Source organism: Rodentibacter mrazii, from assembly GCF_001998825.1.
Classification (GTDB): Bacteria; Pseudomonadota; Gammaproteobacteria; order Enterobacterales; family Pasteurellaceae; genus Rodentibacter; species Rodentibacter mrazii.
In genome coordinates this window covers 1-12,840 of the sequence record NZ_MLHG01000050.1, presented here as the reverse complement: position 1 = coordinate 12,840, position 12,840 = coordinate 1, and the positions used below count along the sequence as shown (strand labels likewise).

11 protein-coding genes are annotated in these 12,840 nt (G+C 41.3%); 3 read left to right on the top strand and 8 right to left on the bottom strand.

The genetic code is table 11. From position 1 onward, the window contains the following. Positions 1 to 69: 69 nt before the first annotated feature. From treC to rsmC, 4 genes are all read right to left on the bottom strand, one after another. Entirely contained in the window at positions 70 to 1,698 is a 1,629-nt protein-coding gene (treC, locus tag BKK47_RS07905; RefSeq protein WP_077494321.1) for an alpha,alpha-phosphotrehalase, read from the bottom strand. Between the two features lie 134 nt (positions 1,699 to 1,832). Continuing rightward, the gene (treB, locus tag BKK47_RS07900) at positions 1,833 to 3,251 is read right to left on the bottom strand and encodes a PTS trehalose transporter subunit IIBC (RefSeq protein WP_077494320.1); all 1,419 of its coding nucleotides are present in this window, start codon (positions 3,249 to 3,251) and stop codon (positions 1,833 to 1,835) included. A 313-nt stretch (positions 3,252 to 3,564) separates the two neighbouring features. Next, positions 3,565 to 4,506 (bottom strand): LacI family DNA-binding transcriptional regulator, encoded by a 942-nt coding sequence (locus tag BKK47_RS07895; RefSeq protein ID WP_077494319.1) that lies wholly within the window; start codon positions 4,504 to 4,506, stop codon positions 3,565 to 3,567. Between the two features lie 6 nt (positions 4,507 to 4,512). Next, positions 4,513 to 5,505, bottom strand: a complete 993-nt coding sequence (gene rsmC / locus BKK47_RS07890; RefSeq protein ID WP_077494318.1) for a 16S rRNA (guanine(1207)-N(2))-methyltransferase RsmC — start codon at positions 5,503 to 5,505, stop codon at positions 4,513 to 4,515. 111 nt (positions 5,506 to 5,616) lie between these two features. Here rsmC and BKK47_RS07885 point away from each other — a divergent pair, with 111 nt between their 5' ends. Genes BKK47_RS07885 through rimI form a run of 3 tightly spaced genes read left to right on the top strand, consistent with a single transcriptional unit; the run spans position 5,617 to position 7,054 of the window. After that, positions 5,617 to 6,195, top strand: a complete 579-nt coding sequence (locus BKK47_RS07885) for a hypothetical protein (RefSeq protein ID WP_077494317.1) — start codon at positions 5,617 to 5,619, stop codon at positions 6,193 to 6,195. A gap of 9 nt (positions 6,196 to 6,204) precedes the next feature. After that, positions 6,205 to 6,609, top strand: coding sequence for a DNA polymerase III subunit psi (holD, locus tag BKK47_RS07880; protein ID WP_077494316.1), 405 nt, complete (start codon positions 6,205 to 6,207; stop codon positions 6,607 to 6,609). A 4-nt stretch (positions 6,610 to 6,613) separates the two neighbouring features. Then, the gene (gene rimI / locus BKK47_RS07875; protein WP_077494315.1) at positions 6,614 to 7,054 is read left to right on the top strand and encodes a ribosomal protein S18-alanine N-acetyltransferase; all 441 of its coding nucleotides are present in this window, start codon (positions 6,614 to 6,616) and stop codon (positions 7,052 to 7,054) included. 39 nt (positions 7,055 to 7,093) lie between these two features. On the opposite strand, the gene fdhE is transcribed toward rimI, so the two are convergent. From fdhE to fdnG, 4 genes are all read right to left on the bottom strand, one after another. Then, positions 7,094 to 8,005 carry a formate dehydrogenase accessory protein FdhE gene (gene fdhE / locus BKK47_RS07870; RefSeq protein ID WP_077494314.1) on the bottom strand — a complete coding sequence of 304 codons (912 nt, stop codon included), beginning with the start codon at positions 8,003 to 8,005 and terminating at the stop codon, positions 7,094 to 7,096. A gap of 64 nt (positions 8,006 to 8,069) precedes the next feature. Further along, complete coding sequence (locus tag BKK47_RS07865) at positions 8,070 to 8,780, bottom strand: formate dehydrogenase subunit gamma (RefSeq protein WP_077494313.1); 711 nt, start codon at positions 8,778 to 8,780, stop codon at positions 8,070 to 8,072. Then, the gene (gene fdxH / locus BKK47_RS07860) at positions 8,773 to 9,696 is read right to left on the bottom strand and encodes a formate dehydrogenase subunit beta (protein ID WP_143529607.1); all 924 of its coding nucleotides are present in this window, start codon (positions 9,694 to 9,696) and stop codon (positions 8,773 to 8,775) included. Before fdxH ends, BKK47_RS07865 begins: the two co-directional genes overlap by 8 nt. A gap of 3 nt (positions 9,697 to 9,699) precedes the next feature. After that, positions 9,700 to 12,783 (bottom strand): formate dehydrogenase-N subunit alpha, encoded by a 3,084-nt coding sequence (fdnG, locus tag BKK47_RS07855; protein ID WP_143529605.1) that lies wholly within the window; start codon positions 12,781 to 12,783, stop codon positions 9,700 to 9,702. Between the last annotated feature and the right edge of the window lie 57 nt (positions 12,784 to 12,840).

Genomic DNA, 12,840 nt, shown 5'->3' with positions numbered 1-12,840 from the left:
TTATTTTGGTTAATGAGCGATGGTTTGAAATACTAGCATATCTCACTGAGAAAACCATCGCCGATGATGTTAAGCCAACAAATAGATGCCCTGATAAGGCATTAACAGCACTTTATTTTCTTCTAATGACAGCTCATCATAATTATTCATTAATACCTCGCCTTTCACATTTAACTCAACAGATTGCGGTTGATGGCTCAAATTTGCCAATACGGTTAAAGTTTGCCCGTTAGCTTGACGTTGATATGCCCAAACGGATGGGTGATTCGGCAGTAAATCAGTGTAATTGCCCTCGGTTAAAATAGGTAATTCCTTACGGAGTTTAATTAAGCTTTGGTAGGTGTAAAACACCGAGTGCTTATCCGCTAATGCTTTTTCTACATTGATTTCAGTATAGTTGCGTGCCACATCGATCCAAGGTTGGGCGGTGGAAAAACCGGCATTTTCACTCTCGTCCCATTGTACCGGCGTGCGGGAATTATCACGGGATTTCTGTGCCAGAATTTTTATAATCAGATCGTCATTGATGCCTTTTTCTTTCAGTTCCTCATACGCATTTAAGCTTTCCACATCGCGATATTCTTCAATCGTGGTGAAATTTGGGTTCGTCATACCAATTTCTTCACCTTGATAAATATAAGGCGTACCTTGCATACCGTGAAGTAGCATCGCTAACATTTTAGCGGAAATTGCACGAAGTTCCCCCTCATCGCCAAAACGTGAAACGATACGAGGCTGATCATGGTTACACCAAAATAAGGCATTCCACGCCTTGCCGTGCATGCCTTGTTGCCAGTAGTTAAAAATTGACTTCAGTTCGACAAAATCAGGTTGGGCGTATGTCCATTTTTCACCCTTCGGGTAATCCACTTTGAGGTGATGGAAATTGAAGGTCATAGATAATTCTGTACCGTTCAAATTGGCATAGCGTTGGCAATGTTCAAGACTGGTGGAAGACATTTCACCCACACTCATCAAGCCGTAAGGCGTGAGAGCATGTTGATTGAGCATTTGCAAATATTCGTGGATCTTATGTCCATCGGTATAGAAACGGCGACCATCTCCCTCGAAATCATCTTCAAAATGCTCAGGTTTAGAAATCAAATTCACCACATCCAAACGCAATCCATCAATGCCTTTTTCTGCCCAAAAACGACAAATTTCAAACAATTCTGACCGCACTTTGGGATTTTCCCAATTTAAATCTGCTTGCTCGGGGGCGAATAAGTGCAAATAATATTTTTGTGCTTTATCCGCCCATTTCCATGCCGAACCGCCAAATTTTGATTTCCAGTTAGTCGGGTTTTCACGCCAAATATAGTAGTCGTGGTATTCGCTTTGTGGATTTTCCCCTTCTTCAAACCAACGGTGGAAAGTAGAACTATGATTAAACACCATATCCATTACAATACGAATATTGCGTTTATGGGCTTCGGTAATCAGTTGCTCGAAATCCGCCATTGTACCGTAACTCGGATCAATTTCACGATAGTTGGCAATATCGTAACCGTTGTCAATTTGTGGCGAAACATACATCGGCGTAATCCAAATGCCATCAATTCCGAGCGTTTGTAAATAGTCTAAACGTTTGATGATACCTTGAATATCGCCTGTGCCACTGCCTGTCGTATCTTGGAATGATTTTGGATAAATTTGGTAGATAACGCCGTTTTTCCACCATTGAGTCTTATTATTCATCGTTGCTTTCTCGAGTAAGTATGTGTGGATTTGAAAAATCCTCTCACGTTTAAATAGGAGGAAACTTGACCGCATGTATGATGGGGTTTTATGTCCCCTTGAAAGTGCGGTCATTTTTCCGTAAGTTTTTTATATTAAGCAAGCTCACCTGCTTTTTCTTTACGTTTATAAACGAGGGTGGTGAGTATAAATGGGATCACGATCGCAGCGAGCATTGCGAGACCGAATACTCCCCAATATTGATGTTGAACGGAAAGAATACCCGGTAAGCCGCCCACACCAATACTACCGGCTAACACGCCGGATAAACCGCAGATTAAGCCTGCTACGGCTGCACCGATCATTGCACATAACATCGGGAAGCGATATTTGAGGTTAATCCCATACATGGCGGGTTCGGTCACGCCGAGATAGGCAGAAAGAGCGGCAGGAATAGCCACTTCGCGAGATTGTGCACTTTTGTTCACATAGATAATCCCGACAACCGCAGAAGCCTGAGCAATATTGGACAACGCAATGATTGGCCATACAGGTGTTCCGCCAATACTTTGGATCATCTGCATATCAATCGCAAGTGAGGTTTGATGTACGCCCGTGACCACAAGCGGCGCATAGAGAAACCCGAATAATGCCGCACCGATTGGGGCAAAATCTCCCGTCATGGCATGTTTCACCACAAAGGCGACCCCGTTACCGATTTCGCGACCGATAGGCCCGATAATGCTATGGGCTAAGAATACGGCGAGGATAATGGATACGACCGGTACAATGATAAGATTTAAGAAATCAGGCACGATTTTTGTCATAAAACGCTCAATATAAGAGAGCGTTAAACCTGCCATAATTGCCGGGATCACTTGTGCTTGGTAGCCCACTTTTTCAATACTAAACCAACCAAAATTCCACGCTTCCGGCAGTTGTGAACCGAGTGCGTAAGAGTTCATCAGTTGCGAAGAAACAAGGGTAATCCCCAGTACAATACCTAAAATCGGTGAAGTGCCCATTTTACGGGCAATCGACCAACAAATTCCCACCGGTAGGAAATGGAAAATGGCTTCGCCAATCAACCATAAGAAACTGTGCATACTGTTCCAGAATGGGCTGATTTGTGTCAGCGTTTTGCCATCAAACATGGCAATATCGCCAATTACATTACGGAAACAGAGAATCAATCCCCCACTAATTAACGCCGGTAAAAGCGGAATAAAAATGTCCGCCATATGTGAAATCAGGCTTTCGTACCATTTTTGATTTTGACGTGCGGCTGCTTTTACCTGTTCTTTATCCACGCTTGCCAATCCTGTTTTTTCGAGCAAAATTTTGTAATAGTCGCCGACCTCTTGACCGATCACAACTTGATATTGTCCGCCGGTTGAGAAATTGGCTTTTACCATTGGCAAGGCTTCGATCGCTTTGGTATCTACCTTACTTTCATCGTTTAACACAAAGCGTAAACGAGTAATGCAATGTGTAACTGTTGCAATATTTTCACGTCCGCCAATCGCTACGATCAGCTTATCCACATTTTGCGGATCAATTTTTTGTTTCGCCATAAGAAAAACCTTCTTTTTAGTATAAAAATTAAACGGCTGAGAATTATACGCTTTAGGTTTATAAAGTAAATGGGAACGTTCCCATTTGAGTGGCATTATAACAGAAATGTGAGGAAGATCACAAAATTGAAAGATGATTGGTTGTTTAAGTGCGGTCAGATTTTACTCATTTTTGCAAAATCAGGATTGATTATTGGAGATGGTACCAATGCCCTAATAGAGTTATGAATAAATATCAGTTCTGAATGAAGAAAATAGAGCAAATTAGGTTTAAGAGCGGTTATTTTTTGCGTCATTTTCAGAAATCATGCTTTTACGACAAATGAAAGGAAACGAGTCGTTGTTTTACTGTTTTGTTTCCATAAATTTGTGCTAGCAGCAATTCCACCGCCCAATTTCCTGCTTGTTCATAGCCGAAATCAAGGCTTATCAAATTTGGTACGAAATGTTCCAACAGCGGATTTTGTCCGATATAAGCAAGCGGGCGCATTGATTGACACTCTTGTAAATACTTTACCATACCAACCGCAAGGGTTGTGGTGGCGCATAACACGGCATCAAGTGGTTGGGCTAGCTGTGCGCTATGCTGATAGCCCGCTTCAATATTAAGTTCAGTGAGGGCAAAATTGGGCTTGAGTTGGTGCTGCTGACAGAAATCCAAATAACTTTGTGTACGCAATCGCCCTGTTGTTTCGTCTTGATCATGTATGCCGAGATAGCCGATGTGGCGATATCCTTGTGTATAGAATTTATCCATAAGCGCATTAATTGCACCTTGATCATCATAGTAAACACAAGAAATATCCTTAAAATAACGGGCGATAACAACTATGTTTCCCTGCCATTGTTGCAATATGTTTTCGGAAAGAGGAGAAAATCCAAATACAATTACGCTATCCACTTGGCGTTGTTTGAATAGATTGAGATGGTGGGCAACTTGTTTTTCGTCAAACTGACTTTCAACAATGATCGGTGTAATTTTTTGGCGGTAAAGTGCGGTCAAAATTGCTCGTAATGTTTGGGATTCACCGCTTGAATTAAGTCTCGAGACAATAATACCTACAACCGGTTCTTGTGCACCACGCATAGCCTGAGCAGAACGGTTTGGACTGAAACCAATGGAGTCAATGATCGTTTGAACTTTTTGTCGTGTGGCTTCACTGACTTTGGGATCATTATTTAACACGCGGGAAACGGTAGATTTCCCCACTTGGCAAAGTTTTGCAATATCCTTAATTGTATAATTCTTTTCCATCTTGGATTAATTTTTTACAGAGTAAACTTTAAATTTTGAAGTTTGTGCCAACACCTCAAATTTCCCAAAATGTTGTTGCAATAAATCTGGATAAGGTAAGAATGCATTAGCAACAATGCGAAGTTCGCCCCTTTGATTTAAATGCCGTTTGGCTTGGTTAATAAGTGATGTTACCGCTTGATAAGCTGTATCAATACCATCATGGAACGGCGGGTTGGAAATGATTAGGTCAAATTTCCCTTCAATATTAGAGAAAACATTGCTGGCAAAAACTTCGCCTTCCAATTGATTTTCCGCAAGGGTTTTTCGGGCGGATTCCAATGCCATAGCGTGAATATCGGTCATCGTGATAGCAGCTTTAGGATTCGCTTTTTTGATTATTGAACCAATCACACCGGCACCACAACCGAGATCAAGCACCTTGCCTTTGATAGGTTGATTGAGCGTGGAAAGTAATAGTGCGGTCCCAACATCCAATTCGTTCGCACTGAACACACCGGGTAAACTATGGATTGTTAAGCCTTGTAGTTGAGGATGTTGATAGGTTTTCCAGAAAGTATCGAGTGAAAAGTGCGGTCGGTTTTTCAGAGAAAAATGATATAGCTTACAACGGCGTGCGGAATCAATTTTAGCAATATCACCAAACGGTGAGAGTATTTTTTCTGCCGAACGTACACCGCAACGGTTTTCACCGATGATGAAGATTTCTTGTCCGTCTTGCGCATTGGCAAGGAGTTGTATCAGTTGGAATTGTACTTCTTGCTTATTTTTTGTCCAATAATAAATAATGAGATCTGCTTTACCTTGAAATTCAATTGAAAAATTGACTGTACTTTGGGTGCGGGCATAATCAAAATAGCAGCTCCAAACCTGAACAGATTGGCAATGTTGTGCTAGTTTTTGTGGAAATTGATCGTTAATTCCGCCGGTAAGTAAAACAGACTTATGGTAAAAAAGGGGAAGATGGCGCTCTAAAACTTCACTTTCAAGGGAAATCACGCTTTGAATCCTGTGGGTTATTGGTTAAAATTAAGTGCTATTCTAGCAAAGATAACTCTAATAGAACATTTTTCATTGGTTTTTAACCAATTTATTACAAGGAATTCTTTTATGAAAAAAATCGTACTTGCGGCAGCAATGGTCGGCTTATTATCAGGTTGTCAACTCATTGAGCAGATACAAGGTAAAGCGCAAGCCCCTTCTAAAGTTGAAATCACACCGGAGCAGGTTGAAATGTTCAAAAAATTAGATGAACAATTTGAACGGGTAAAAAAGGTCGGTACTGAAATTGAGTTTAATGGCGAAAAATATGTGAAACAAACGAGAGCGGTAAAAGGCGATGATCCTCGTTTTATTAGCTTAGCAGTGAGTTTAGATCGTTCAAACCGTAAATCGGTTACCAGTGAAACTTTTTATTTAAAAGATCTTTCCCATGTACCGACTTTAACTAATAGATATTTGGATTCCAATAAAAAAGTATGTGATTTGCAAACTTTAAGCTATGGCAGTTCTTTTTACTATGCATGTAATGGTAAGGATTTTCAGCGTTTTATTGCTGTGGTGCATTCTGAAAAAAATATTCTGTCATTTCGTAGTCTAAAAGCCTATCAACAAAAATTAACGGAAGCGGAAGAACGTTCGATTGTAAATAGCCTTATGAGCTACCCGTTTGATTCAATTTCTCTCTAATTAATTAAAATGGAAAGACGCAATCTTCTTCTAAAAGAGATGGGGATAACTCAATGGGAGCTTTACCGTCCTGAGGTATTTCAAGGGGCGGTGGGGATTACTGTGGCGGAACATATTCGTTTTGTGGTGGTATCCGATGAAAATTTGAGTAAATCTCCTTTATTTGAGGATGTATTAATGAGCCTTCAAATAAAGCAAGAAGATTGTCTATGTTTGAATTATGAACAAATCCAACATCTTGAGTTAAAGCATTCTGTACGCTATTGGCTACTCGCTGAAAATATAGCGAAAATTGACCGCACTTTGCCTTATTGTTTGAATGCCGAAGGCATTTATCGTTCACCGAGCTATCAGGATTTTCAATCTTCACCCTCTGCCAAACGTGAACTTTGGCAGCAAATTCAACAAGTTTAACATTATGCTTCAAATTTTTACTATTGAAGAATGTGATTTTGAGCGTTTGTATGAAATTGAACAGCAAGCACATTTAATGCCTTGGTCTTTGGGGAGATTAAAAAATAATCAAGGTGATCGTTATTTGAATCTGAAGTTGGTTAAAGATAACCAAATTGTAGGATTTGCAATTTGCCAAATAGTATTGGATGAGGCAACGTTGTTTAATATTGCCATTGAACCTGTTATGCAAGGAAAAGGATTCGGCTCCTTCCTTTTGAAGGAACTCATAGAGCAGCTTAAAGAAAAGGGAATCCAAACCCTATGGCTTGAAGTGAGGGAATCCAATTCGGCTCGTTGGCTATATGAAAAGCAAGGATTTAATGAGGTGGATATCCGTAAAAATTACTATCCATTGCCTGATGGGAAAAGAGAGAATGCTGTTGTAATGGCGTGTTATTTATAAAAGAGCGGTCGTTATTGGAAAAAATAACGACCGTTTTTACTAGACTTCTTGTGCTGGGAAAAGGAACGGATTTATCCCGCTACGGGAAAAACCTTTTTCTTCCATTTCCACATCTAAGAAAATAGAGGCTAAGTCGTCGGCAACAGCTTCCACATTAGGATCTTTTTCTTGAAACATCATTTTCAAATAGCTTTCACAGCTACCGCAGGTTTCTGCACGGATCAATGCTAATTCTTCATTTAATGACCACATTTCTAATTTATCGTGAGCATTGCAATTGGTACATTGAGCGCGAACCAGATTCCATTCACTTTCACACAATGAGCAATGCAAATAACGTAAACCTTGAGATGTGCCAATGTGAACCATGCTTGATACCGGCAGAGAGTTACAGACAGGGCAGAGGTGTAAGTTTTCAGCATTTTCTAGTCGGCTATGATGGGGAATTTGTTGCGTTAATTGGAGCCAGTAGAGTGAGAGTGCCGCCCAAATAAAAACGGCCTTGTCGCTACTGACCAGATTAAACTCCTCCGCCAATAATTGATCCGCCATTTGTTCCAGTTCTGCGGTACTGGCTTTTTCCAGCGATTCAATGGTTGTCAGAACTTGTTCATTTGCTTTTAGTTTTGTCTCATGCAAGATTTCGCTGAGATATTCACGCCAAATGCGATTACGTTTGAAGGTTTTTGCATTTAGTGGCTCAACACTGTTTAGATATTCGAAGTTTTGTTTTTCGAGCGGATTTTTTTCTAATATATTTAGCTGACTTTCAACTACATCTGCAACAAAAAGCAAATAATCGGCAAATGGATGTTCTTTTGCCAATTCTCTTAAACGTTTTGCACGGCGTTGATAAAGATTTTTAGGGTTGGCAAATAGTATAGCCGGTGTTTCGTAAGAATTTGTTTTTTGTTGCTTAATTTCGGATTCTGATAGGATTTTGATGCTCATAATGCCTCTTCAATAATAAAAAGTGCGGTCATTTTTAACCGCACTTTTGGCGTTCGTTTTTGACTTAGCCCGCAATACCTTTGAATAAGGCTTTCGGTTTTTCACCTTTTGTTTCACGTTCTCCGTCTTTTTCCAGCTCCGGTAACACTTCTTCACGATACCAACGTGGGTGGTGTTTTTTTGCCCAACGAACGGTTACCCAACCTTCCACAATACCGCGAATTGATCCTTTTACCCAAAATGCCATATATATATGTACCATAATGCCGGTAAATAGCATAAAGGCACTGGCAGAGTGGAGAAGTATTGCTATTCTTAGCACCGGAATTGAGAAGTAGTGGGAGAAATACTGACGCCACATGATGATACCGGTTGCTAATAAGGTGAACATGGCAAGAATCAATGTCCAAAACAACATTTTCTGACCAAGGTTGTATTTTCCATTATATGCCACTTCGTGTTCATTGCCTTTTAGTACTTCAACGATACCTTTTAACCAGCGAATATCATTTTTCTCAGGAATGTTATGATGCCAATATAAGGAACACAAGAAAATAAAGGCAACGAACATTAAAAGCCCTGTGAAAGGATGAATTGCCCGAGCAAGTTGAGGGGTACCTAAAATTTCCGTTAACCAAGCAAAATCAGGGAAAAAGAAAGCCACACCGGTAAACATAGTCAGAAAGAATGAAATGACTAAAAACCAGTGACTTAAACGTGCAGGAATTCGATGACGAACGATACGAGTATCGTTAGTAATTTCAAATTTACTCATCTTTTTTTCCTCCGTGTTTATCTTCGTTTTCAAATTTTTCATGGTGATCTTCGACATCCGTCTCAACATTTGGACCAACGGTTAAATAATGACCAAGCTCAGCTAATGCCAAACCACCCATTGCAACAGCTGCAACCGGTTTTAACACATCTTTCCATAAAGTGATACTGAGGTCGATTTGCGGATCTTTCGGGAGACCATTGTAAAGTTCAGGTCTGTCTGCGTGATGTAGCACATACATCACGTGCGTGCCGCCAACTCCCGGTGGATCATAAAGTCCTGCCTTTTCATAGCCACGCGATTTAAGATCGGCAACGCGTTGTTCCGCATAGATTTTCATTTCTTCTTTTGAACCGAAACGAATCGCACCTGTCGGACAGGTTTTGACACAAGCCGGCTCTTGACCGACAGAAACACGATCGACACAAAGGGTGCATTTATACACACGATTGTCGTCCGGATTCATTCGAGGAATGTTAAACGGACAGCCGGCAATACAATACCCACAGCCGATACATTTATCCGATTGGAAATCCACAATACCATTTTTGTATTGGATAATTGCGCCCGGTGCAGGGCACGCTTTTAAACAACCGGGTTCCGAGCAATGCATACAACCGTCTTTACGAATTAACCATTCTAAACGATCGTTTTCTTCCACTTCATTAAAGCGCATTACAGTCCATGCTTTGGCATTGAGATCAACCGGGTTGTCATAAACACCTACGCATTGTGCATTGACATCGGAGCGGATGTCATTCCACTCCGAACAACCCACTTGACAGGCTTTACAGCCGATACAGGTGGAAACGTCAATCAGTTTTGCCACTTCAACTTTGTGATCTCGTGCCTGCGGTGCAGGTGTGAGGTCTGAGGTTGCGGAGACCTTAATAATATCTTGAGATTGTACACCCATCATTTATACCTCCGCTTTCTCAATATTCACTAGGAATGTTTTATATTCCGGTGTTTGTGTATTTGCTTCACCCCAAGACGGAGTCAGAACGTTAGTGGAGAATCCGCGATTGCCTTTACCGTTCAAGACCTTCATATTCCAGTGAATCGGAATACCCACATGGTGAACGGTTTTTCCATCAATTACCAATTCTTTCAAACGCTTGGTGACCACTGCAACTGCCTTGATATAACCACGTTTTGAGGTGATTTTCACCATATCGCCTTTTTGGATACCTTTTTCGGCCGCCAATTTTTCCCCTATTTCCACAAATTGTTGTGGTTGGGCAATAATATTCAGTGCAGATTGTGCAGTCCAACTGTGGAAATGTTCGGTTAAACGGTAAGTAGTTGCCACGAATGGGTACTCTTTGTTTGAACCGATAAATTCACGGTCTTCTTTGTAAATACGCACCGTTGGATCCGTCACCACATTTGGATGGAGTGGGTTTGTATCAATCGGGCTTTCAATCGGCTCATAATGTTCAGGGATTGGACCATTATTGATTTTATCAACAGCGAATAAACGACCTACACCTTCGGCAGACATAATAAACGGTCCCGTATCAGAACCCGGTGGTTGAGTACCATAGTCGGCAATATCAAACCAATTCCAGTTTTTACCGTTCCATTTGATTAACTGACGATGTTTATCCCATGGTTTACCATTAATATCTAAGGAGGCGCGGCTATAAAGTACACGGCGGTTTGCCGGCCAAGCAAAGCCCCAACCTATGGTACAACCTAATCCGGATGGATCTGAATTATCCCGATTGGCGGTTTGGTTACCTTTTTCCGTCCATTGACCTACGTATAGCCAGTTACCCGATGTGGTAGTTCCGTCATCACGTAGATGTGCGAACCCGTTGAGTAATTGACCTTTTTTATACATTAGGTTGCCGTTTGGATCGTAAAGATCTTCAAGGGCATAACCATTTAATTCTTTCGCTAATTCTTCCGCACTTGGTGAGTGTGATTGTGCATAATTCCATGTCATTGCTTCAAAAGATTCAATGCCACGACCGCCTTCTTTTTTATAGAGTTCGTGCATTTCTTCACGGAGCATGGAAAGAATATCCACATCCGGTAATGCTTCACCCGGTTGGTCGCAACCTTTCCAGTGCCATTGCGCCCAACGTCCGGAGTTGGAAATTGAACCGTCTTCTTCTGCGAAACAAGTGGTTGGTAAACGGAATACTTCAGTCTGAATGTCCGCAGGATTAACATTGTTTGATTCACCAAAGTTTTTCCAGAATTCAGAACTTTCCGTTTGAAGCGGATCAAGTACGATTAAGAATTTCAACTTGCTCATACCGGCAAGGGTTTTATTCTTATTCGGTAATGAGTTCAAGACGTTAAAGCCTTGTAAAATCCAACCGTGTAACTGACCGTCATTCATTAATTTCACATGAGTAATAGGGTCGTAAAAACGATCTGTTTTTGGTAAGAAATCAAAGCCCCAGCCGTTTTCTTTGGTTGCATTGTCACCATAAAAGGTTTTCATCATGCTCACAAAGAATTTTGAGGTATTACGATAATAGTTGATTTGACCCGGAACAATGTCTTTTGGCGTGATTGCATTGATATACTGCTCGTAAGACGAGTCTTTATCGTTTGGCAGACGCATATAGCCAGGTAGGGAGGTTGGTAACAATCCCATATCTGTTGTACCTTGTACGTTTGAGTGCCCACGTAATGCGTTAATACCACCACCCGGCATTCCCATATTACCTAATAACAACTGGATCATTGCCATTGAGCGAATATTTTGTGTACCGATAGTATGTTCTGTAAAACCTAACGCATATAAATGCGTCATCGTTTTGTTCGGTTCAGCAGTTTTACCAATTTCCTCGCAGATTTGTAAGAACAGTTTTTGTTTTACCCCGGTCACGCGTTCAACCATTTCCGGTGTGTAACGGGAAACATGTTCTTTCAATACATTAATCACACAACGTGGATGTTGTAATGTCATATCACGTTTAGCCTGACCATTCTCATCAAACTGGTAATTCCATGTTGATTTGTCATAGCTGCGCTTTTCAGCATCGTAGCCTGAGAACAGTCCGTCTTCAAATTTAAAGTTTTCGTTGACTAAGAAAGAGGCGTTCGTGTAGTGTTTAACATATTCATGCTGAATCTTATCATTTTCCAATAAGTAACGAATCACGCCCATTAAGAACGCAATATCAGAACCTGAACGAATTGGCGCATGAAGATCAGCGACAGAAGCTGTACGGTTAAAGCGTGGATCAATAACGATGATTTTTGCACCGTTTTTCTTCGCTTCAATTGCCCAACGGAAACCAACAGGGTGGGCTTCGGCAGGGTTACCGCCTTGAACGATAATTAAATTGGCATTTTTGATGTCAACCCAGTTATTTGTCATGGCACCGCGACCAAATGATGGAGCAAGACTTGCTACCGTTGGTCCGTGTCAAGTATTCGCTTGGTTGCATACCGGTACCATCCCGAGCATTCGAATCCATTTTTGCGTCAGTAACGCAGCTTCATTGCTCATGGCGGATGCGGTCATAATCCCTGTGGTTGCCCAACGGTTTACGGTTTTCCCGTTGGCATCGGTTTCTACAAAATTGGCATCGCGATCATCTTTCATTAAGCGGGCAATGCGTTTGATCGCATCTTGCCAAGAAATACGTTCCCATTTGTTGGAACCCGGAGCGCGATATTGAGGATATAAAGCACGGCTTTCACTGTTTATGTAATCTAGTGCGCCGGCGCCTTTTGGACAGAGTGCGCCACGGCTAATTGGATGGTCGGGATCACCCTCAAGGTGAAATAATTTTGAACGAGTATTTGTACCGGTGTAGCTACTTAAGCCCGTATGAGGTTTGCCTGTACTATAAAGCAACATACCGCAACTGACGGCACAATATGTACAAGTGTTACGGGATTCATAAGCGCGTAATAATTTATATTCACGCGGCGCCGCTAACGCATTTGCCGGAGCAAAGCCTAACATAGCGGCGGAAGTTCCCGCCATACCACCTGCACAGATCTTAAAGAATTTTCTTCTTGAGACCTGCATAATCACTCCTTTCAACAATAGGTTGTTGAGATATTATTAGATAGTAAAGAAATTCAT